The organism is bacterium (assembly GCA_022616075.1).
Lineage (GTDB): Bacteria > Acidobacteriota > HRBIN11 > JAKEFK01 > JAKEFK01 > JAKEFK01.
The window spans coordinates 1-23,034 of record JAKEFK010000078.1 but is presented as its reverse complement, the minus strand read 5'-3'; the positions used below and the strand labels follow the sequence as shown (position 1 = coordinate 23,034).

21 protein-coding genes are annotated in these 23,034 nt (G+C 48.9%); 9 read left to right on the top strand and 12 right to left on the bottom strand.

Translation table 11 applies throughout. The features are described 5' to 3' along the window. The 4 genes from L0156_06960 to L0156_06945 all read right to left on the bottom strand — a co-directional run. Positions 1-770: ATP-binding protein (locus tag L0156_06960; GenBank protein MCI0602737.1), on the bottom strand; the 770-nt coding region annotated here is incomplete at its 3' end. Between the two features lie 75 nt (positions 771-845). Continuing rightward, complete coding sequence (locus tag L0156_06955) at positions 846-2,090, bottom strand: HlyD family efflux transporter periplasmic adaptor subunit (protein MCI0602736.1); 1,245 nt, start codon at positions 2,088-2,090, stop codon at positions 846-848. Positions 2,091-2,096: 6 nt separating this feature from the next. Beyond that, the gene (locus L0156_06950; GenBank protein MCI0602735.1) at positions 2,097-5,216 is read right to left on the bottom strand and encodes a peptidase domain-containing ABC transporter; all 3,120 of its coding nucleotides are present in this window, start codon (positions 5,214-5,216) and stop codon (positions 2,097-2,099) included. 220 nt (positions 5,217-5,436) lie between these two features. Next, complete coding sequence (locus L0156_06945; GenBank protein MCI0602734.1) at positions 5,437-6,432, bottom strand: hypothetical protein; 996 nt, start codon at positions 6,430-6,432, stop codon at positions 5,437-5,439. Positions 6,433-6,641: 209 nt separating this feature from the next. On the opposite strand from L0156_06945, the gene L0156_06940 reads away from it, so the two are divergent. The 3 genes from L0156_06940 to L0156_06930 all read left to right on the top strand — a co-directional run bounded on the left by L0156_06940 (position 6,642) and on the right by L0156_06930 (position 8,632). Continuing rightward, the gene (locus L0156_06940) at positions 6,642-6,854 is read left to right on the top strand and encodes a protein kinase (protein ID MCI0602733.1); all 213 of its coding nucleotides are present in this window, start codon (positions 6,642-6,644) and stop codon (positions 6,852-6,854) included. A 167-nt stretch (positions 6,855-7,021) separates the two neighbouring features. Continuing rightward, complete coding sequence (locus L0156_06935) at positions 7,022-7,576, top strand: hypothetical protein (GenBank protein ID MCI0602732.1); 555 nt, start codon at positions 7,022-7,024, stop codon at positions 7,574-7,576. 3 nt (positions 7,577-7,579) lie between these two features. Continuing rightward, positions 7,580-8,632, top strand: a complete 1,053-nt coding sequence (locus L0156_06930; protein ID MCI0602731.1) for a DUF4034 domain-containing protein — start codon at positions 7,580-7,582, stop codon at positions 8,630-8,632. A 67-nt stretch (positions 8,633-8,699) separates the two neighbouring features. Here the strand turns inward: L0156_06930 and L0156_06925 are convergent, their stop codons facing one another. From L0156_06925 to L0156_06910, 4 genes are read right to left on the bottom strand one after another with little or no spacing between them, the layout of a single operon-like run. Further along, on the bottom strand, positions 8,700-9,215 hold the full coding sequence (locus tag L0156_06925; GenBank protein MCI0602730.1) for a hypothetical protein: 516 nt from the start codon (positions 9,213-9,215) through the stop codon (positions 8,700-8,702). After that, positions 9,205-9,786, bottom strand: coding sequence for a YciI family protein (locus tag L0156_06920; GenBank protein ID MCI0602729.1), 582 nt, complete (start codon positions 9,784-9,786; stop codon positions 9,205-9,207). The genes L0156_06925 and L0156_06920 overlap by 11 nt, the downstream gene beginning before the upstream one ends. Then, on the bottom strand, positions 9,783-10,307 hold the full coding sequence (locus L0156_06915; protein MCI0602728.1) for an RNA polymerase sigma factor: 525 nt from the start codon (positions 10,305-10,307) through the stop codon (positions 9,783-9,785). Before L0156_06915 ends, L0156_06920 begins: the two co-directional genes overlap by 4 nt. Further along, positions 10,297-10,566, bottom strand: coding sequence for a hypothetical protein (locus L0156_06910; GenBank protein MCI0602727.1), 270 nt, complete (start codon positions 10,564-10,566; stop codon positions 10,297-10,299). The genes L0156_06915 and L0156_06910 overlap by 11 nt, the downstream gene beginning before the upstream one ends. 252 nt (positions 10,567-10,818) lie before the next feature. On the opposite strand from L0156_06910, the gene L0156_06905 reads away from it, so the two are divergent. Next, entirely contained in the window at positions 10,819-11,382 is a 564-nt protein-coding gene (locus L0156_06905; protein ID MCI0602726.1) for a hypothetical protein, read from the top strand. A gap of 80 nt (positions 11,383-11,462) precedes the next feature. Here L0156_06905 and L0156_06900 read toward each other — a convergent pair whose 3' ends face one another. Then, positions 11,463-11,630, bottom strand: coding sequence for a hypothetical protein (locus L0156_06900; GenBank protein ID MCI0602725.1), 168 nt, complete (start codon positions 11,628-11,630; stop codon positions 11,463-11,465). 171 nt (positions 11,631-11,801) lie between these two features. Between L0156_06900 and L0156_06895 the strand changes: the two genes are divergently transcribed. Then, positions 11,802-13,394, top strand: a complete 1,593-nt coding sequence (locus L0156_06895; GenBank protein MCI0602724.1) for a peptide ligase PGM1-related protein — start codon at positions 11,802-11,804, stop codon at positions 13,392-13,394. A 193-nt stretch (positions 13,395-13,587) separates the two neighbouring features. On the opposite strand, the gene L0156_06890 is transcribed toward L0156_06895, so the two are convergent. Further along, positions 13,588-14,733, bottom strand: coding sequence for a VWA domain-containing protein (locus L0156_06890; protein MCI0602723.1), 1,146 nt, complete (start codon positions 14,731-14,733; stop codon positions 13,588-13,590). Between the two features lie 265 nt (positions 14,734-14,998). On the opposite strand from L0156_06890, the gene L0156_06885 reads away from it, so the two are divergent. From L0156_06885 to L0156_06875, 3 genes are read left to right on the top strand one after another with little or no spacing between them, the layout of a single operon-like run. Then, positions 14,999-16,174, top strand: a complete 1,176-nt coding sequence (locus tag L0156_06885) for an acyltransferase family protein (GenBank protein MCI0602722.1) — start codon at positions 14,999-15,001, stop codon at positions 16,172-16,174. Next, positions 16,171-17,268, top strand: a complete 1,098-nt coding sequence (locus tag L0156_06880; protein MCI0602721.1) for a histidine kinase — start codon at positions 16,171-16,173, stop codon at positions 17,266-17,268. Before L0156_06885 ends, L0156_06880 begins: the two co-directional genes overlap by 4 nt. Further along, a complete protein-coding gene (locus tag L0156_06875; GenBank protein ID MCI0602720.1) occupies positions 17,265-18,023 on the top strand; it encodes a LytTR family DNA-binding domain-containing protein in 759 nt (252 codons plus the stop codon). The genes L0156_06880 and L0156_06875 overlap by 4 nt, the downstream gene beginning before the upstream one ends. A 90-nt stretch (positions 18,024-18,113) precedes the next feature. On the opposite strand, the gene L0156_06870 is transcribed toward L0156_06875, so the two are convergent. Beyond that, positions 18,114-18,635, bottom strand: a complete 522-nt coding sequence (locus tag L0156_06870) for a DinB family protein (protein ID MCI0602719.1) — start codon at positions 18,633-18,635, stop codon at positions 18,114-18,116. A 278-nt stretch (positions 18,636-18,913) separates the two neighbouring features. Here L0156_06870 and L0156_06865 point away from each other — a divergent pair, with 278 nt between their 5' ends. Then, entirely contained in the window at positions 18,914-21,169 is a 2,256-nt protein-coding gene (locus L0156_06865) for a carbohydrate binding family 9 domain-containing protein (GenBank protein ID MCI0602718.1), read from the top strand. 62 nt (positions 21,170-21,231) lie between these two features. Here the strand turns inward: L0156_06865 and L0156_06860 are convergent. Beyond that, a partial coding sequence (locus L0156_06860; GenBank protein MCI0602717.1) for a CHAT domain-containing protein occupies positions 21,232-23,034 on the bottom strand: 1,803 nt, incomplete at its 5' end.

The following is a 23,034-nucleotide window of genomic DNA, read 5'->3' as shown; positions in this document are numbered from 1 at the left end:
ACCTTGGGAGACTTGACCAGTCGTTTCCCAAGGTTTGCGAAGTAGGGATGCAGTTGACGGATCATGTAGGTGTCGTTCAATAGATCGAGGTAATGCCGGGCAGAGGGTGGAGAAACTCCAAGGCTGCCGGCTATGGCGCTACCGTTCCATAACCCACCGTGGTAGTGAGCAAGCATTTTCCAAAACCGATGAAGCGTTACTGACGGAACACGGAATCCCAGCTGCGGGATGTCCCTTTCAAGAAAGGTACTCAGAAAAGCTTCTCGCCACTGAAAACTTTGATCTCCAGATTTTGCAAGAAAGCTCAGGGGAAAACCGCCACGAATCCACAGCTTCTTCATTTTAACCGGGCCGAAGCCAACTTCAGAAAGGGTAAAAGGAGAAAGCTCATGGTAGATGATTCGACCGGCCAGACTTTCGGAGGATTGGCGAAGCAGATCTGGAGAGGCAGAACCTAGGATCAGGAACCTGCCGTTTCTGCGGAATTCGTCGACCAATGCGCGCAAGACAGGAAATAGGTTCGGCTTACGCTGAATTTCATCCAGGATAACCAGCCTGTCCGCGAAGTTTCTTAGATAGAGTTCCGGATCCTCCAGTTTGGCCAGATCCGAGGGCTTTTCCAGATCCAGAAAAACGAAATTGTTCCGAGTGTTCCTGGCTAAAGCCTGCGCCAGCGTTGTCTTGCCCGCCTGTCGTGGCCCAACGAGCCCCACTACAGGAAAAGAGGTAAGGGACTTTTCCAGCACCGGCTGTATTGCACGTTTAAGCATCCTTGTATATTAAAAGACAACGCTTCTAATTTCAAGGATATCGACAGGTTAGTTTCTTTAGAAGCGCATCTGATTTTATGGTTGCTTACGATTTTGCGGTGGCTTTGCCAATACTTCCTTGAGTTGGCGGATCGGCGCAAACGCATGGCTGATCAACGATCTGGTATCCACCACAACTTGCGCGGTGCCTCCCATTCCGGGCATCAACGATCGCGATTGACCTCTAATTACGATCGATTGTTCCTGTATATCAACCAGCACAGGAAATACGGTACTCTCCTTCACCGCGACGCTTGCCGGACTCACCCAGCGGACGGTTCCAAACCGGACTCCGTAGCGCTGGTAGGGAAACGCATCGTAAAGGAGCTTTACACCCTGACCCGGCTTGATACGGACCACACCTGTTTGTGGAATGTTAAGCTTCGCTTGCAGCGTTTCTCCCGAACATGTCAACGCACACAAAATGTCACCATCATGGACAACTGCTCCCGGCGCTTGAATCTGCAAATCGACCACCATTCCGGAACAGGGAGCCGGTATTGTCAGCTCATCGCCGGTGCTGAATGCCAGCTCTTTGTTCAGGGCTTCCATCCGGATCTTGTCGGTATTCACACCTTCATGAATTGACTGTTCAAGCGTTTGATATTCAGCCTGACGAGCTTCTAATTCGTGACGAATTTTCTTAATGCCGGCTTCCGCATCCGCATATTCGGTCTGAAATTGTTCCAGCTCCACAGAAATCCTGCCAACTTCAAGCTCGTGATTCGTATATTCAGCCTCATTGGCGATCCCTTCTTTGTGAAGTTTCTCAAAACGTTCTGCCAATTCTTTCATAACCACTAATTGTTTTTTCTTCAGATCCATCATGCGAGTCAAATACGCGAGCCGGCCCTTCAAGCGTCTTTCTTCCTCAATATTTCCCAGGCGTTCGCTCTCGTATTTCATTTTGGCGTTGCTCAGTTTTTTCTCCGTTCCTGTTTTTTGCATTTCGAGAGTTCGAAGCTCGGTCGCGCGATCTCCCACCGTTTGTGATTGAATGACAAACAACGGACTGCCCTTGGCAACAGACAATCCCTCCGAGACTCGAACTTCTGTGACGATTCCATTATCGGAAGCACGCACCGGATCGGTGCCCCGAAGATGAGTCAAGACAAAGGAACCGCTCACCGTTTCCGGAATCTGAATCACAATTGCCGCGAGCAAAATGGATAGGAAAAGCAGAATCAGAAGATACGCCAGTCCCCGCGCCGCCCAGTGGGGCGGATCAGTATCCAGAAACGGATCCTGCAGGTTATCGTCTGCGTTCGTTCTGCTTGCCACGGCTTTCTATAATCCCAGTTGCTGGCTGCATAGATAAAAATAAAGCCCATGTTGTTTCATCAATTCATCGTGATTGCCGGTTTCCGCAATTTTCCCTTTCTCCAGAACAACGATGAAGTCCGCATCCCGAATTGTACTGAGCCGGTGCGCAATCACAAAAGACGTGCGCCCCTGCAGCAATTGATCAATGCTCCCTTTCACGGCCCGTTCTGATTCCGTGTCCAACGAGCTGGTGGCTTCATCAAAGATCAGCACCGGAGGGCGGCCGTAAAGAGCCCGCCCGATCGCAACACGCTGGGATTGTCCACCGGAAAGGGAAATTCCGGATTCGCCGACCCGAGTGTCGTATCCAAGAGGCAAACGTTCGATGAACTCATGGGCGTAAGCAGCTCGTGCCGCCCATAGAACTCGATCCATGTCGGGCTCCGTATCCCCAAAAGCAATATTCCTTGCAATCGTGTCATCGAACAGGTAGCTCTCCTGAAGCACAAACCCGATTTTTCTCCGGAGATCACGATGGTTGAGTGTCTTCATGTCCACTCCATCGTAGAAAATGGTCCCTTCGGTCGGCTCCAGAAGACCCGCCAGACACTTCACCAGAGTCGTTTTACCCGAACCGCTGCGTCCTACAATGGCAACCGTCTTGCCGGGAGGGACTTCAAATGTTATTCCTTCTAATATGTTAGATGAATCCGGACCCCCATAGCGGAATCCAAGATTATGAAACCGGACTCGTCCTTCCAGACTTTTTACGGGAATCAACACGGAATGATCAACGCCCTGCTCCGGTTCTTGCTGGAGAACATCATCGAGCCGATTGAGCAGGATATCGGCCATCTGTAAGTTGTCCCAGAGCGTAAGGAGAACTGCGATGGGTCCATTGGCCAGCGCGACGAGCGAATTGAATGCAACGAGTCCACCGATCGTCAGTTTACCGGCCATCACCTGTTGCGCGCCGACCCACAAAAATAACGCTATGGACAGAAACGTCACCGCTTGAATTCCTCCTTCGTAGCACATAATCGTGAAGTCGGCGCGGAACATGCGTCTTGCAACGCGATGAAATTGACTCAACATTTTTTCCCGGAACGTGTTTTCAGCTCCCATGGCTTTCACTGTTTCCATTCCCTGGATCGCGTCAATCTGGAAGGAGCTGTAGCGGCCCATGGCGTCTTCCGTTTCATCAAAAAGCGGGCGGAGCCATTTTCGTGATAAAAACATCATCGCGCCATAAAAAGGAGCAGTCGCAAGAAAGACAACACTGAGAAGCGGACTGTACAGAAACATGAGAACCAGTGCGCTGAGGAGCTGCACCGAAGCGGTCAGCCCGGTGATTCCATTTTGCGAAAGGAACTCCCTGATCCAACGCATTCCCTCAAGCCTCCGTTGGATGTCACCGGTCCGCCGCGAATGGAAGTAGCTCATCGGAAGCCGGAGAAGTTTGCGCGTTAGAAAATCCAGCGCCGCGGAATCAATCCGAACTGCGGAAAAACTCAACAAGTAGCGCTGCACAACCATGGCAAGCACCATAAAAATCAGGACGGCAATCATGGATAGAATTAACAGATGCAGAAGTCTGAAGTCGTTCTCTACCAGAACTCTATCCACGATCACCTGTGTAAAAACAGGAAGCACCATTTGCAGCGCGCTGACAATCAAAGCAAGAATTAGCGCCCTGATCAGGATCGTATTGAATGGCTTAAAGATTGGCCAGAGCCAGCTCAGGCTGGCCTTTCCCTCAGGCGCTTTCTCGAACTCTACTGTGTAATCAAACAATGCCGCATAGCCGGTCCACTTTTGTTCGAATTCTTTCCGTGGGAGGCGACGATTGGCGACGGCAGGATCCCCAAAGCGGCAATAATTCTCATCCACATCGTATAAAACGACCCAGTGATTTCCCTCCCAGTGGACAATCGCAGGCAGTGGCATCTGAGTAATATTTCGTTTCGAAGCTTTTACCGATCTTGCAGCAAGCCCTAACTCGGTCGCTGCCAGACAAAGCGCTCTGAGGCTTGTTCCTTCTGACGTAACGTGCAGGAGCTGACGAATACGCGCTAGACTCACGGCCCGCCCGAAATGGCGGCAGATCATAGCCAGACACGCGGCGCCGCAATCCATCTCGTCAATTTGCAATACATGCTGAAGACGCCGAATCCTTTTTTCTTTTTTTACGAAGCGCCCATCTTCTGAAGCAAATGGCCCGGCGGAGGGCTCCTGTCCCTTTAACGCTTCCTGAATCTGATCAACCTGGGAAGGTCCCACTTTCTCATGCGAGTGAATATCCGCTGGTAGCATTTCTTCGGCAAAATCCAGCGGCACATTGGCAACCTGCTTATAATCGTATTGCGCAATTCGTTCTTCCAGCTGCGCCTGGAAATCCGGAAAATCCCTGATCAACTTTGCAAAGGTTTTCTCCGTCAAAAGAAAAAGCTTGCAGGGTGAGACAGCTTCCACGGTTGCGGTGCGTCTGATTCCCTTCAATAAAGACATTTCTCCGAAGAAATCGCCTTTGCGAAGGTAAGCAACGTAATTTCTTCTGCCATCCTCTTCGGTGAAAACACGAAGCCGGCCTTCTTCAACAATGTACATCGGACCCGGATGATCACCCTGGCGAATCACAAGTTCACTCTGTTGAACGGTTACAGATTCCAGCTCGTTTAGCAACACTCTCAAAGCTCGAACAGGGAGACGGGCGAAGGGTGTATAAAGACGGAAGAAATTTTGAAGAGACCGGTATGTTCTCTGCAGCTCAAAATATTCGCGGATATCGGGGTGAGATTTGACAAACTCCGAAAACACCGAACGATCCAGACGAAGCACCTGGACATCGCTGCTTGCTCGCACAGTCGCTTTACTGAATGTACTGTCGAGTAAGGCCATCTCTCCAAAACTTTCACCGGATCCCAATGAATTCAACGCAATTTCTTCGCCGTTTTCCGCCTTTTTTATGACGCGGGCTTTTCCTGAAACAAGAACATAAAAACCGTCTGGCTCTTCTCCTTCCTGTATGATGGGTGTGCCAAACGAGTAAGCAGCAGGAACGAAGTTGTCAAAAATCAACTTCTTCATGTCGGGAGGTAAAAACCCGAAAACAGGAAGATTCTCTAATAAGTCCCGCGTATCCATCCCATTCATTGTATCAAGAACTTTGCGTCAGGAATGCGGACGATTCCTTCAGCAGCACTATCGGGGAGCAGGGCTTGGAGGAAAGGGGAAAGGCCACTCAGGTGTAGATGTTTCCTCTGCTGGTTTTTCAGTACCTCAGATCCATCCAGTTTTTGTCAAAGTATTCAAAATATGCGACCGCTCTGCCTGGTCGAGTGTGATTGACTCCACTTCAGGTGTATCAGGACTGCGGACGAAGCTTCTGCCATTTTACACGCTCATTGATTTCTCGATCGACGAGTCTTTTCAACAAGTCCTGCTCAGCAAGCCTTTGAAGTTCGGGATCCTTGTCCGAGGGAACCACCTTATCCAGAACAAAAAATAGTAAGAAATCGTTGCTCGACCGGAAAGGACCTACCAGATCGCCACGCTTTGCGCTTAGAAAACCGTTTTTCCATTCGGCATTTACTTCGTCCAGATAAAGCCACTTTTGCCAGAATTTTGCTTTTGTTTCAGCAGCGATTTCCTCCATCCCTTTTCGATCTATGGTTACACAAAGAGCAGCTTCGCGAGCCATCTGCTCACCTGGAAGGGTAATGCATTGAAGATGCAGTCTGATCCAGTCCAGTGAATGCAACTTTATGTTTTCTACAATCCCCTCGTGCGTAATTTTTTCCTGATAAAATTGCTCTAAGCTGGATTCAAGATGATTTAGTGGCGCTGGCCGATCGGATCCAGGATCATTTTTAGAGGCCGTATTGTAACTGTCAAAAACCGCTGCTCGTCCGGCCAGCTTGTGGCAAACCTTTTCCAGACGACCGGAGAACAATCCCTCCGCTGCCAGCATGCCCTGGACTTCAGCATCACTTGATGGATATTCACCCAGAATCTGCTCCATCTGATTGTTGTACGTTTTCAACAGAATCGACCGCTCGATGAAGTCCATCCAATTTTCGACTGTCAGGCCCCGTTCAGCAAGCCAACCTTCCATCTCTTCGGCCGATATCAAATTCCTGGCGTACCGGAATTCGCGAGCAGCCGAATCGATTTTTTGCGAATCCAGAATGTCTCCTTCCGGGTTCTCATTCTGGATTTTTTTTTGACACGCAAGTCCCTTGCGTACATCTAACTCCAGCGCCGACAAGTCTCCCCAGGATTGTGCGGCCAGGAGGACGTCTTCCCAGAAATAATGCCTCGTGCCGACCGAAAAAATGACCGTACCGGAAAGTCCATTCATGAGTAATTTCTACCCTTATCATACCCCTGAAGTTCTGCGTTCTCTTCATCTCTGCGTTAAAATTCATGTATGCCGGAAGACTCCACCATCTCCCACTATCAAATCCTCCAGCAGATTGGAAAGGGCGGCATGGGTGAAGTTTATCTGGTTCGTGATTTTCAGCTTCAGCGAAATGAATCATTCATCGCGATCTCAAGCCGTCGAATGTCATGTTGAACCAGCGTGGTCAGATCAAAATTCTTGATTTCGGACTCGCGAAGATCATTCAACAATCTTACGAAGAAGCGAGTACTTTTGAGACACAAACGGCAACTGAACATGGAATGGTCCTGGGCACGGTTCCTTACATGAGTCCCGAACAAGCTTTGGGAAAAACGGTGGATCATCGCACAGATGTTTTCTCTTACGGAACATTGCTCTAAGGGCCGCCGTCTACCGGAAAACGGATTTCAAATGGGACCTGACAATTGAGGAAAGCAACAAAGCGCTAAAACTAAACAGCTCCCTTTATCTTCCTCATTACTATAAGTCCGCTGCGTATTATCATCTTGGCCTGTTTGATCTTGCGGAAAAAGAAGTGCAGGAAGCGATGCAGGTAAACGTATCCGATCGCGTAGAAGCCCTTCGCACGCAGGGAGTCATCGATTTTTTCCGTGACCGTTTTCAGGAAACCGTTAAGAACTTGATGGAAGTGCAAAAATATACAGGACAACCTCTTGCAGAGTGGTATCTCTCCCAGGGATATTACTATTCAGGCCAACCAAAAGAGGCCGAAGCGATGTTGCGTGAACTGAGTGGAACCACTTACGCAGGCACCGCGACACGCTCAAAAGCCAGTCTTGCAACCCTTCTGGCAAAAGGCGGACGCAAACAGGAAGCACGACAACAGCTCAACGAAGCTCTGCATTCCTTATTGCTGGATCATCATGCCTCTTACAGCATCGGTTCGGCTTTTGCGCAATTGGGGGACAAGGATCAGGCTGTGGTCTGGCTGACGAAATCCGTCGAAACAGGATTTCCCTGCTACCCCTGGTATCAAAAAGATCCACTGCTCGATCCTTTGCGGGATTTCAAACCCTTTCAACAACTAGTTTCGCAACTTGAGCAGCAATATAATAAGGCGGTTGCCCGATATACTCGATAGCATATGACTAAAACTCTTTTGGTGATCCTCTTCTTTCTATTCGTAGTCGCTTGTTCAAAACCTCCGGTTGCAGAAAAAAAACCGGCAACTAAAAAACCGGTGGCAACGGAAACAGATGATGAGCAACGAAAGAAGTTTCATGCCGACTTGACGCTATTGCTTGAGCAGGAAAATTTTGACGAGCTTGAAAGAATTGCGCACGAGCTTACAACGCAAAAACATCGCTTCCGGGGTGGAGATTGGAAACTGACCCGCTTCTATGAAGCCGTGGGTAGTCCGCCCGGTATTCCTAAGCAAGAGGATGGACTTGATTACACCAAAAGGATTTCTAAACTACGGAAATGGATTCAACTGAAACCTGATTCCATCTATGCAAACATCGCGTTGGGCCGGGCCCAAACGGGTTATGCGTGGCAGCTTCGTGGAAGTGGATTTGCGGATACTGTTAGTGATCAGCAATTTGCTGACTTTCAAAAGATATTAGAAGAGGCGGATGCAACTCTGAATAAAATGTCATCCCGAGCGAACGAGTGTGTTGTCTGGTATGAAGCCAAGCAGATTATTGGTAAAGGACTCGGTTGGGAACTGGGTGAAATGACGAAGTTGTTGGAGTCAGCCATCAGCGTTGAGCCTCTTTACTACGACATATACTCAGGTCATGCGCTTTATTTGTTGCCGCGCTGGCATGGAAATCCCGGTGACTGGGAGGCATTTGCAGCACAAGCCGCCGGAAGCACAGAAAAAAAGATTGATTTACAAGAAGCGAACATTCTTTATTCCGACATCTGCTGGCATATGAGTCGAATGTATTCCGGTTCAGAGTTCTTCCAGCAAAACAAAGTGAATTGGCGGGGAATCAAAAAGGGGTTTTTGGACCGCCAGGAGAAATACGGCGCAAGTATTCGTTACCTGAATGCCTTTTGCCTGCTCGCTGGTAGCGCGAGCGACAAAGCAACAACCAGAGCTCTCATGGAGCGAATTGGGGATCGATGGGAGCCGGATTTTTGGATAGAGAAAAAGTATTTTGACGGCTATAAGAAATGGGCTTTTGAATAACTAACCGCCAAGACGCCTAGATCAAAATGTTCATATTCCTTTCTTGGCGCCTTGGCGTCTTGGCGGTTTATTCTTTCCGTTCGAGATTAATCTTTTCCAACCATCGTTCGTTGCCATCTTGATACCAGGTCCACTGCGATGTTACGTGATCCCGATCGAGAAAATGGATCACGACTTTGTCCATGTGTCCTTTGTCTCGCGATGGCAGATTGGTTGCATCGAGAAATGTGAAGACAAGCGTTTTCGATTCCCGATCATAAGAAGTCAACTGCAAACGTGGTTGATTGCCGGCAACGCAATAGTGCGTCAGTAACAATCTGTCGTTATCCAGCAAAACCGTTGTTAACATGGTTTCGTTTGGATGCGCATCGAAGGAAGTCTCAGTCACAACGGATCCGCCTGCGATGATGCGGAAGGTCACTTCTTCCTTCCATCCTTTTGTGCTCTTGCCGATCCATTTTCCATCCAGTGTTTTATAAAGCTCGAATGCGGACCGCGCTGATGCAGCATCCACGGGCGAATCGGCTGAGACAGGTGAAATCGAGAAAGCAGTTAAGCAGAGAACCAGCAGTTTATGTAGCATCGATTTGCCGGACCTCGATCATTCCACCGTATTTGAGATGTGGACAACCGGAGGCAATCTTTAAGGCTTCTTCATAGTTCGCCGCTTGAATCAGGAAGTAGCCACCCATCACCACCTGTTCGTTTTCCACACGAAGTGAATCGATCTCCAGTTTACCGTTGCGAATTTGCATACTACGACCGTCTTCTTTCAACTTCTCACCCCCTGCAATTTGGCCGCTGCTTCCGACACTGCGAATCCACTGACCGTATTCCTGCACGTGACCGGGCCCAGCCGCAAAATGCCCGATCCGTTCATACAAGAACAACGCGAAGAGAGGTTGATTGGTTGATGTTGCAGCTTTCTTTTCCGGTCGATGTCCCAACCAGAATCCCACGCCGAAAAAAGAAGCGAGTAACATCGCTGCAACCGCGGGCTTCCACCAGTGACGAGGAAGCGTCGTTCGTTTCGTTTGAATGAAAGCTCCAGATTTCAAAGCGTTGACCACTCTTCGTTCGAGATGATTAGGGGGCGTCTCACTTTTCAACGATCGAATCATTTCTTCTGGAAGCGGTGTTTCTTCGTCCTTCATACGTGTTTACCTCCTGACAAATAAGAACGGAGCAATTTACGCGCATGGAAAAGTTGACTCTTGCTCGTGCCTGACTCTATGCCGAGGAGCGCTCCGATTTCTTCGTGGGTATAACCTTCCAGATCGTGCAGAAGAAAAACAGCGCGCTGTCTGTCCGGGAGCATCGCCAATGCGGATTGGAGATCTATCCGCAATTCGGGATCGAATGTGCTTTTGGGATCTTCCAATTCCTCATTGATCTCGATGTACGGACGGGTCCCTGTCCTGTTTTTCTCCGCACAACAACGGATGAGAATCCCTGTCAACCAGGTGCGCAATTGCGATTCCCAACGGAAATCAGAAAGTTTGCGTACGACGCGAACCCACAGCTCTTGCACTGCTTCTTCCGCAGCGGATGCATCGCCTGCCAGATGCACTGCGAGCGGATAAAGGAGAGGCGTAAAGAGGCGATAAAGCAAAAGAAACGATTCTTCATCGCGATTTCGCAGAAAACGTTCTACCAGCTCTCGTTCATCCGGCATTTTTGCTCTCTTGTGATGAGTGATAAATCTTGTGAAAATGGTTGCAGCAAGATTCTTGCTGCTCCTTCTGTCTGGTTATGCAACGCTGCTCCAAATCATTCTTTGCGGGATGCTGAAGGCACAGATTTGGCACAGGCTCATTTGAAGCTCCTTCCGCAAGAGTATCATCCATTTGCACAGCCTGGATTGCAGCTGACTTTTGTTTGGCATAATCCCTAACGTGCCATAAACCTGAGACAACCGGCTTACGCCCGTGCATAATTTGGATCCTTTTCGATCGCTTGATTGAATAGTTCAAATTGTCGCCGTAGGCTGGGCTGGAAGCGTCCCCAATCGAGGAAAGAATCTACGGTGATCCGGCCCTGTCTCTGTTTTGGGGTTTTCTTTACTTGCATCTATTGATTAGACTTTTGCCCGGGAATACAAGTAAACTGGTCAAGGAATATTAGAAACCGCTTCACGTAAACAGTCATTCTTCTTTTGCGCGCAGGTTGATCGGTAAGGAGGGTATATGAAGGTATCTCAATTTGTTTTTGTGTTGGTGAGTTTTACAGTTCTCATCATAGCCGGGTGTAGTCAGGAGACGGCTGTTGATAACGCAACCGGCGGAAGTGTGTCCAATCAGATCTCGGCGGCAGGAACAATAATCCCCGGGGTAACCGGTGGCGGGACCTTTCCCTGTCAGGACGGTGAAGGCAGCGACGTTATAGTGACTCATGGCTTCACGCTCCGTTGCGACGGGGGACCGAACAAATTGCAGCTTAACTGGAACGGCAATCGATTTCTTCTTGAGAACATAGACGAGCGCATATGCGATGAAGATACTGAGGAAGGGGATGAGGAATTCGAAATCGAAATCGACGGTACAGGCCGGTTTAATGGGGAGAGCGGAGCGGTAATCTGTGCCAGTTTCGCAGATAGTGGAGAACCAGGTGCCAGTGAAGACGAAGTCGGAATAATCCTTCTGGAGGAGGGCGGGACATGCGAGTTCGACGACGAGGGGGAATTCACGGGTGATGTTATTTTGCTATGCGATGAAGAGTTGCTCATTAGCGGTGACCACAACGCGCACTGAGAGAACCTGTTCGCGGCGGGCCGGCAGAAGACGCTCTCGGCTAAACAGCGAAGTAAATTCAAAGTAAGTCAAACGATCGCTCAAATTAGACTCGTTTTTCGGATCGCTCCGCGGGCCGGATTTTTACTGTAGATGATCCACGAACTGGTGTAACGCGGGTCCGTTGTGTCTTTAGCGATCGCAACCGCCGAGCCCGGCTCCGGAATATCCGGAGCGTAATTCTCTTCAGCCCTGCCAACCACAGTCACAAAACAAAGAAGAACAAAGAGTATCCATTTTGAATGTGTAAGTTGCTTGCTCGGGAAGGAACTTGGGAACCTATCGTGGCTCAGGTCTGCGATTCCACAAGAAAGACTCCACACTCTCGCAATTCTTGATATATAGTAAAATGCGTGCACTCGTAGAAGGGGGTTTTTACAATGGGTGAATCCGCAAAAGGCGCCAAACCGGAATTCGGTTACCGGGCCATTACATCATTGGGAATTTCCAGTCGTGAAGCGTCGGATCGTTACGATCGCTTGCAGCAAAAATTAGTTCCGCTCTGGAAATCGATCAGCTCCATAAATGAGGAGGAACAAACCATCATTGTTGTGCCTTCCATGTCCATGCCGGATAGCGACCTGGGTACAATGGAACTGGCGTACGAAGAGCGATTTCTATTTTTGCTTCTGCTGTTGCGACAGCCAAAGGCCCGGCTGATCTACATCACCGCGATGCCCGTTCAGCGCGCCATCATTGATTATTACCTTGGGCTTTTACCTGGAGTCATTCTCGATCACGCGCGGAAACGTTTGTTTTTACTTTCTCCCAATGACGGATCGAGCAGTCCTCTTACTCAAAAGATATTGGAGCGACCAAGATTTATGCAAAAGATCCGCGAAACGGTGATTAATCCGGATCGCGCGCACATCATTCCTTTTAACACGACCATACTGGAGCGGGACCTCGCCCTACGGCTGGGCATTCCCATGTATGGCGCAGATCCAAAGTATTTTCCACTTGGATCAAAAAGCGGATGCCGCCGTTTGTTTGCAGAAGAGGGCGTGCCTCATCCCATTGGTTATGAGAACCTCACCAGTATTGGTCAGGTGGTGGAGGCAATCTGCAACATTCGCGCACAGAAAGAAGTGCCCAGAGTCATTTTGAAATTAAATGAAGGAGTGTCAGGAGAAGGGAATGCTCAGGTGGATCTCAAAGGACTTCCGGCGCCCGGTTCGGCTCAGGAGCCGGACGCAGTCGCGGGGAAATTGCGGCGGATGCAAATGGAATCGTCTGCAATCGGCTTCAAGACGTATGTGGAAAAACTGGCGCATCGCGGCGGCATTGTTGAAGAAATGCTTCAGGCGGAAGAAGTGCGATCTCCCTCCGTACAAATGCGAGTTACTCCTCTTGGCGATTTGCAGATTCTCTCTACCCATGATCAGCTCCTGGGAGGCCGTGGCGGGCAAAGTTATCTGGGAGCAAAATTTCCTGCTGATGAGGCTTACGCGGCGACGATCAGCCGGGAAGCAGCAAAGGTCGGAAAGAGACTTGCAAAAGAAGGTGTCATCGGACGCTTTGCCATGGATTTTCTGGTGGTGCGTTCGCAGGGGACTGACTGGACTCCTTATGCCATCGAGCTCAATCTTCGCAAAGGCGGTACCACACATCCTTTTCTGACATTGCAGTTTTTGACAGATGGCTCCTATGATCCCGAAACGGCGAAGTTTATGGCGCCCTCAGGAATGCAAAAATGTCTGGTGGCGAGCGATCATGTGAAATCGCCAAACTATAAAAGCCTGACAGTCGAAGATCTGTTGGATCTTGCCGTGCGGGAAAAGCTTCACTTTGATCAAACGCGGCAAACAGGAGTTGTGTTTCATATGATGCGCGCTATTTCTGAACATGGCCGAACGGGTCTGACTGCTATCGCGAATTCGCATGAAGAAGCTTACGCGTTGTATGAACGCGCGGTCTCTGCCATCACCCAGGAAGCAGAGACCGCGCTGAAGGATCCGGGCTTGCCGGAGTAAAAAAAGCAGGCGGGCTGGAAGCCGAGCTTGTTGAAAAATCAGTTGGAGCGCGGACTTCCAGTCCGCAAAAACCTGATCGCTCGACGAGCATTTTGCGGGCAAGGATGCCCGCTCCAACTGGGACCGCCAGCATCTGGATTTTTCAACAAGCTCAGCCCGCGGCCCGTAATGCAGGCTTGAAGCCTGCGCTCCATTATTCAAATTTAATTCCCTTATCCTTACCCTGTTCTTTTAGTGTGCTGAGTACCTGTTCATCGAATGCGTCTTTCTTAGTTCCCGATTTCTTCTTCTCAGCTTCGATGTGGCTTTCTCGTTTCCTGGAAAGATCCTGAATCTGCTTTTGCAGATTCGCTCTTTCTCCTTCTTTTTGCTTTAAGTACGATCTCTGTTGATCACGGGAAAGACCCCGCATATCAGCAGGTAGTTCCTCGGCTGCAAGTTTATCGAGCTTCTTGTTGTCTTCCTTGACAGCATCGACCAGATCCCAGGATTCATTCTTGTAAAGGCCGGAAGCTTTCGTGGAAGCGCGTTCCGCAGCGGCCGATGGAGCGTCTGCAGCAACCGTATCATGTTCGCTTTGGTCCGCCAGACTTTTGGCACCCGATTTTCCATAAGCGACGTATGTTTTGTTCAACTCTCCGCTGAGCCGCGTCAGTTCCGCATCATAGGGGGAGTTGATGTTTACCATTCCGCCAGTCTGATCAATGGCGGCGTACTTTCCTTCGGCCATCCGCGAAATTTCTTGCCAGACTTGACGCGTTCCATCCATGCTCCCGCACTGAATGGTATTGATAATGATCCCTGTTGCGGCCGCGCGCCGGGAAACTTTTCGATAATCAAAACCATCTTGATAGTCCATATGCGGCGGCGCATCTCCTACGAGATAAAGAATTTTCAAAGCCGCCGGGTTCTTCGACCAGCTCAGCTTTTGAATGGATTCATGCAACGCCTGATTGACATGCTCCGGTGTATCGCCGCCACCATCCGCGTGAAATTCGCGAAGGTGACTGTACATCGTTTCCAGATTCGGAGTGAAATCATAAGTCTTTGTGACGTAAGTGTCCTGCAAATCGCGATAGCCCACAAGAGCAATTCTCAATACGGGTCTGGGTTGGGCGGTGGAGATCGTATTCACGATCGACCAGATTTTGGTCTTTGCGCCTTCCAGCAATCCTGACATGCTGCCGGTCGTGTCCAGGCAAAAGGCAACGTCAATGACCGACTGTTGTGCAACCGGAGGAGCCGGTGCTTTGGTTTGTGTTTTCGTGGATCCGTCACGGCCAAAACAGAATAGAACCGCCGCGAGGGTGATGAGCGCCAACAAGTGCTGTTTCTTCATAAAAGGGAACCTCCATGTAGAAATGAAACGACTGGAGGGTAAAAAGGATCTACTCGTCGGAGAATTTTCAAATTTCAAATGATCAAACTCCAAATAAGTTCAAAATCGAAATTTTCAATTCCCAAACGTCGTCTTGAGAGGTTTGATCATTGAGACATGCAAGAACATTACAGCGGTGTTGAAGGGCGATTTTTTGCTGTTCGTGACAAAGCTCTGGAGCCCACTCAAGGTTTGCCATACCTTGAAACATCATAGGAGAACAAAAATGAAAACCCAACGACGTTATGATCTTGACTGGCTTCGCGTGATCGCTTTCACAATCCTGATCCTGTTTCATACAGGAATGATGTTCAATACCTGGGATTGGCACATCAAGAACAATCAAACGACCGAATCGATCGAAGACCTGATGCAGTTTGTCGGTCAGTGGCGTATGCCACTCCTTTTCTTCATATCTGGCGCGGCCGTTTGGTTCGCGCTGCAGCGGCACGGCGCGGGAAAATTCTCAATCGAACGCGTGAAGCGACTGCTGATTCCACTGCTTTTTGGAATGCTGGTAATCGTTCCCCCGCAGATCTATTATGAGCGGCTGCTTCACGGAATTTCCTTTACTTCCTATTTCGATTTTTACAAAACCGTTCTTCAGTTCCAACCTTACCCGGAGGGAAATTTCAGTTGGCATCACCTGTGGTATCTTCCTTACATTTTCGTATTCTCTTTTCTGGGGTTGCCTTTCTTTCTGTGGCTCAGGAAGGCCGGCGGCAAGGAACGGATCGCAAAAATGCTGCAATGGATCGAGAAGCGAAATGGTTTGCTCCTGTTCGGCGTTCCGATCGCAGTCAGTGAAATCGTGCTGCGACCTTTCTGGCCGGGCAACGCGAATAATCTGCTGGGGGATTGGGCGCAGTTCACAACAACTTTTCTAATTTTTTGTTCAGGGTACATCCTTGTTTCTTATGAACCAATCTGGGATAGCATCGAAAAATACCGGTTTCGCGCGCTATTCTTCGGAGTGTTCACCATGACTGCTGTGAGTTTGTTCTGGATTGCGGATCAGGAGCTTGACCTGCTTCCCAGGTCCTTCTACCGTTTTTGCCGGAGCATGAACATCTGGTGCTGGGTTCTGACGATTCTGGGACTCGCGCGAAGGCACTTGAAAACCAATCATTCCATTTTGAAATACGCCACCGAAGCGGTCTATCCTTTCTACATAGTTCATCAGACAATCACGATCATGATAGGCTTTCCTTTAATCCACTCCTCCTGGAGCATAGGCACGAAATTCTTGATGGTTGCCTTGGGAACATTTCTGTTTTCCTGGATCGTTTTCGAAGTAACCAGAAGGATGAACTGGACACGAGTTCTTTTTGGAATGAAACCATTGCCTCGCCTCTCTGGCGGTTTACAATTCAACGCGACCGTCCCTTTAGCATCAAAATGAATCGATCAAAATGGTTGGTCCTGCTTGGAATATGCACGTTCCTGGGACTTCTCAGCTTCAGCATTGCGTATACCGAAGAGCGGTTGGACGGCGAGTCCACTCCCTTTTACTATCCGCTGATCTATGAACTGACCGGCGCGTACGGCGTATTCGTATTGCTTCCGCCTGTTCTATGGTTTATGGAGAGGTACCCAGTTACCAGGTTGAGCTGGTACCGGGCCGTTCCCTTTCATATTCTGATGAGCGTTCTGTTCGGCGTGACTCATACACTGTTGATGACGTTGTCGCGAATGGCTATTTATGCTGTGGTTGCACTGGGAACGTACAAACTGGGCGATCCATTCTTCCGGTTTATCATGGAATATCAGAAGCAGTTTCTCATTTATGCCGCGATCCTTATCGGTCACCATCTTGTGCGTCAGTATCAAGCGAACCGCGAGCGGGAACACAGGACCGCCGAATTGGAGCTTCAGGCGGAACAACTAAAAGCAAAATTCGCGGAAGCTCAGTTGCAAACGCTGAAAGGGCAGATTCAACCTCACTTCCTTTTTAACACTCTGAACATGATTTCCTCAACCATGTATGAAGACGTCGGAAAAGCGGACCGTTTGATGACGCGAGTGAGCGGTTTGCTGAGGTTAACCCTGGAGCAATCCGGAAAAGAGAAGATTGCTCTGCGGCAAGAGCTCGATTTCCTGTATCTGTATTTTGAGATTATGAAAGCTCGATTTGAAGAGAAGTTCCATTTTCATATGTCGATAGACCGCGAGACTGAAAATGCTCTTGTGCCGAATTTGGTTTTGCAGCCATTCGTGGAGAATGCGATCAAGCACAATGAATCAGAAGTGATCGAGCTGGAAATCAAAGCCAGACGGGATGGAAAGTATCTTGTCTTGCAGGTTTGTGACAACGGCCCGGGCTTGCGTGAACCTGATCCGTACTTAAAAGGGATCGGTCTGGCCAATACTCGTGACCGTCTCAGGCATCTGTACCGGACAGAGCAAGCCTTGAGCTTCGAGAATCGTCCGGGAGGAGGGCTCATCGTTACGATTCAAGTTCCATTCGAAGAAGAACCTTCAATGCAGCCGTTATGAAGTTTCGGGTTATTCTGATAGATGACGAACCGCCGGCAAGGAAAAAACTTCGCTATTTTTTGAAGAAGGATCCGCGGATAGAGATCGTTGGCGAAGCGGACAACGGGTTGGCTGCCATCCGCCTGATTGAGGAACTTCGTCCCGATCTCGTTTTCCTGGATATACAGATGCCGCATATGAATGGTTTTGAAGTGCTCCAGGAATTGCGGTCCCATCGCCCTCAGGTCATATTTACAACCGCTTACGATCAATATGCAGTCCGAGCATTCGAAGTGCGCGCACTCGATTATCTGCTTAAGCCGTTTGACGAACAGCGTTTTCAAGAAGCACTCGCGCGTGTTTTTCAGAACAAGAACACTCGTAAAGAGGTCGATGAAAAAATCGAAGACCTGCTGGGTGAATTACAATCGAAGCAAAGTTTTTTGCGCCGTATCTTGATGCGTTCTGAAGGGAGAATCTTTTTTATCAAGACAGATCAGATTCACTGGATCGAAGCAGAAGAGAAATATGTGAGGATTCACACAGGAAAAGAGTCTTACCTCCACAGAGAAACGATGAATGCACTCGAGGCAAAGTTGGATCCCGATCGTTTTGTGCGAATTCACCGCTCGCAAATTGTCAACATGGATCGTATCAAAGAGCTGCAAGCCTGGTCCCACGGCGATTACATGGTGGTATTGACCGATGAAACCAAACTGCCCCTGGGCCGGGCGTACCGCGAAAAATTCCTACGCGCATTTGAGTACAGGCGTTAGTATTCACCGCCGAGAGCCCCTGAGAACGTAGAGGCAAAATAAAAGAGAATTTTTTCTCTGCGGTGAAGAGCTATTGGCCGTAGCCGGGGCTTAGAATTTCAGGTGATTGCAGTGATGCAGAACATGCTGCGCGCAAAGAAGTACAGCGCTGTCCAGTGTGTAAGCGCCAAAGTAAGCATGTGTAAGTTTTGCATTTGGATCCTGGCTGTATACGAGCTGAACTTTCTCTTGAAAAGCTCCGGCCAGCTCTTCAAAAGTGGCGACTGCAATTTGCTGATCCGCGCGCACACTCATCGGCCGTGTTTCTTTGGGTGCTCTCGCTCCCTTCGGAAAAATGCCGGAGTTGAGTATCGGGCGCAAAACTAACCATCGCGCAAGAGCTTTCTGCCAGAAGTTTGTGACGATCCTCATTCCGGAACCGCCACTCAACTCCCGCAACAACACTTCATAAACCAGCGTGAGATGTTCGGTAATTTGCGCCGCAGTCCATCTCTCTTGATCTGGAGACCAGTTCCCGGTTGGTACGTTCCTGGCTGCAAGAGCGAATCCGGCCACAGCATCCGCATGCGTCTTCAGGGCCTCGGACAGGAGTTCCTCACGCGTTTTTTTCATTGCTTCCTTGTATTTTTAACCGCCAAGGCGCCAAGTCAAGGGAGGAAAGGACTTATTTTATCTTGGCGATCTTAGCGTCTTGGCGGTTAAAACGCTTCTCTCTATTTTAATCCTACCGTCGAATTTTGGCACAACGATTCGGCCAATTGAAACCTTCCCAGTGTATTTCCACGGCTGCAACCTTTCTTATGGCAATCTGGTCAATTAAATTGTCCATTGTGGGGCAGAGTCGCAAACACTCTTTGGGTTTTCTACGTCTTACACCGAGAGGAGGTGTCGTGAAGCTGAAGTCTATCTTTGGAATTTTCCTTTGTAGCGTCCTTTTCCTGAAGATTACCGCGCAGGCAGCAGAGCGTGTGACTCCACCGTCACCGCAACCTCTACCTAGAACTTCTGGATCCATGAATCTGGATGGTGAACTGGACGATCCCATCTGGAAAGAAGCACTGGTCATCGATCGTTTCTATGAAACCTCTCCGGGCGACAACATACCGGCTAAAGCAAAAACAACAGCTTATGTTACCTATGACGATGATTATTTCTACATCGGGATCAAAGCGGATGATCCGGATCCTAAGAAGATACGGGCACCATACGTCGAAAGAGATCAGGTGATTGGAACGGACGACAACATCGCTGTGTTTCTGGACACTCGCAACGACAAACGCAGTGCCATAGAATTGCGCGTGAATCCACGGGGAATTCAGGCGGATGGGATCTTCGATGACACGAATCAGTCGGAAGACTTTTCGCCGGATTACTTTTATGATACGGCAGCCAAACTGACTCCGGAAGGATGGCAGGCGGAATTCAGGATTCCGATGACAACGCTTCGTTATCCCAAAACCGATCCACAAACATGGCGCATTCTCATATGGCGCAACTATCCGCGTGATTTTCGTTATGCATTTTACAGTGCCCCGATCCCACGCGGCTCAAACTGCTATATCTGTCACACTCATGAATTGACAAACATCAACAGGCTTCCTTCTTCGCGGCATCTGGTGGTCGCACCCTTCGCGACGGCTTCTGAACTGTGGCATCGCAGAGATCCCAACGATCTGGACTCTTCTTTTACCAATGATCCGGTCGATGGAGACTTCGGTGTGGATGTGAAATGGAATCCGACAGCCAATAGCGCAATCGACGCAACGATTCAACCCGACTTCTCTCAGGTGGAATCTGATGTCCCACAAATCGCCACCAACCAGCGTTTCGCTTTGTTTTTCCCTGAAAAGCGTCCTTTTTTCCTGGAAGGATCCGATCTATTCAACTCGCCAATTCAAATGGTCTATACGCGAACCATCACTAATCCTCAATGGGGTTTGCGCGCCACAGGCAAGATGGGTGATTTTTCCTATACCGTTCTCTCATCCAAGGACGAAGGGGGAGGATTGGTCGTCATTCCCGGCCCTACATTTTCCGCATTCGCTTTGCAGGATTTCAAATCTTTCGTTTCACTTGGCAGGCTGCGTCGCGATTTTGGCAGCTCCTTTGGAAGCTTTCTGTTTAGTGATCGCGAAATCTCAGGAGGTGGTCACAACAGAGTATTTGGACCGGATGGACAATGGCGACCGACGGATTCCGATATTGTTACGGGTCAGTTTCTTTACAGCGATACGGAAAATCCGGACCGCCCGGAACTATCGCCATTTTTTGATGGAGCGCAATTGAAGTCTCACGCCGCTCATGTCAATTGGAATCATCAAAAACGAAAATATGATTGGCGCATTCAATACAACGACCTGGGGGATGAGTTCCGCGCGGATACAGGCTTTGTGCCGCAGGTCGGTTTTCGGGAGGTGGATGCGGCCGGCGGTTTTCGATTCTATCCAAGCAGCGGTCCTCTTGCTTTTATTCGCACATACGCCGTTGCAGATAAATTCTTTCTGCAAAACGGCGATAACCTCGGCCACGATTATTTTCCGGGAATTTTTCTCATTGGTAGCCGCAATCTAAACTCGCAGATTGAATTTCACAATAACGAAGTTAAGGTCGGTGATCAGCTACTCACTCAGAATTATCTTTCTTACTTTGTGCAATTCGATCCTTCACGCCGCCTCCCACGCATCACTTTTTTCGGACGAACCGGAGATTTGATCGATTTTGATAACGGACGCGTCGGGAACGGAGCGAACTTCGGTGTACAAGGAACGGTACGGCCCTGGGATAACCTGACATTAACGGGCGATGCCACTCGCGAATGGCTGAATCTGAACGAGCCTGACGCAAGTGGAAGACTCTACACCGCTTCTATTGCGCGACTGAAAGCTGTGTATGTTTTTAACGCCCGTTCTTTTGTGCGACTGATCGGACAGTATGTGACGACCGAACGGGATCCTAGCCTCTATACACTTGATGTTCCCAAACGAGATGGATCTTTCCTTGGCTCGGTTTTGTATGGTTATCGATTGAACTGGCAAACAGTCTTTTTTGTTGGTTATGGCGATAACGGAATCGTGACAGAAAGCAATTCACGAGTGCGAACAAACCGGTCGCTATTCTTGAAAATCTCCTACGCCTGGCAGCAGTAAACAAAGTAGTGCGGACGTCTCGTCTGCACATTCGCAGGCGGGACACCCGCGCTACTTTGCTATTAACGCCAATCGCCAATAAAAATAAACGGAGCCCAGTAGAAGGGATGCGAATATTTTTCTGATTTCATTAAATCGATTTGCGCCTTTTGCAGAGCTCGCCCCATTGGTTCCTTCTTTTTTACAGCGAGAAAGAAACTGGTAAATAGATCGGATGTGGAGAGATCCATCACTTGCCACAGTGTGGCGATTGTAGAGTGCACACCGCTTTTATCGAATTCAAACGCAATGTTATGCGCTGCAGAGTTGTCTGTGGACAACGGTTGCTGCGCTGTTTTGCACGCGCTAAGAACCACGAGATCCACATTCTTCCAGTAAGTCTTAAAACCGGAAATAGCGGAATAAGTGAGCTGCTCGTCTCCTGCCAGCTGGATATAAGACTTTCGTGGCTCTGCATCATTTAATTCCGCATGTGAAGCGAAGATTAATATGGAATAGTCATTTTCACCTTCAACCCATTTCAACGCTGCCTGAGTTGCTTCGGCGTGCCGTTTGATTGTAATGGGAAACAATCCCTGCAATTTGTCGACTTGTTCATCGGCCCCTTGCAATTGTGTATCCGGATTTGCAATGGCAAAAAGACGCATGTGCGTTGCGTACTGTGGGGGTGAAATCTTCAGGTATGCAAGATTTACGATCGGCATTTTTTCTATGAGATATCGATTGCCGTCGTTCAATGCCTGGAAGGGAATATTTCGCAATCTGCCGGATGGTGAAACGATCAGAAGTTTGACATCCGAAAAAAGATACTCGACCGGCTCAATCAGCAGCTCATAAAGCTCATGACCCACCTGTTTGATATCCGCTTCGCTGCTGCGTGTCGAGCTAAGAAGATTTCTGAAATCGTTCAGCTTTTCATAAAAATCTTCTTTGCTCGTTACATCTTTTTCCCTGTAGAATGGAGCCGCTCGCGTGTAGCCTAGAATCGCAACTTTTTTCTTTTCTTCCAGTAGAGTAGGAACAAGAATCATAACGTCAGGCGGTAGATCCTCCATCAAAGCTTCGAGCTGTTCCGGTTTGACTTCCTGATCCTCAAACAAATCCGGATATTGTTCCTTGAGCTTCGCCGTGTATTCCGAAGACTCCTGCCTGTTTGCGCGCTGTAATTCACGTAAGTGTTGCAAACGTTTTTTGTCCGGCAATGGTTTTGACAGCTCTTCTTTGATTTGTTTTTCTATGTCCACTTCCGAAAAGTGAAGCGATTGAATTTTGCGCCTTGCCGCTTGCTTCTTAGGATCTTCGGTGGAAGATACAACACCGCGGGAATTTTCCTGCGCTTCAGCTATTTTTAACCGTTCCAGGAGAAAATTTGCTTCGAGAATATCATTTCTTTGGGGAGCATCGGACACGAGCAAAGTTTCAATGAATGAATCGTATATCTTTCTGTATTTGTTCAGGAATAATTGCTCTTGCCGGTTTTGTCCAACCACAGAGTTACGAAGCTTTTCGATAATTGCGATGCTTTTTCTGAAGGACTCCAGCGCTTCAGCACGCTTTTTGAGACCTTTTTTCGCTAATCCGAGGGAATACCACGCTTCCCAATTCAGAATGTATCCGCTTTTTTCATCTTCCAGAGTGACCTGTGACAATAGCTTTTCAGCCTCCATGAAGTTTTTTTCTGTCAATCGGAGATCACCCAGCGTCTGCAAAGCAGATGTAACTCCCTCTGCCAGTTTTGCTTTCTCAAAAACAGACATCGCTTCCTTCAATGTGGACTCTGCCGTTGGCTTTTTCAGCAACATTTGATATCTGGCGATGTCGACTAAGTTCCAGGCGGCACTTAAAACAGCTCCACCTTGAGTTTT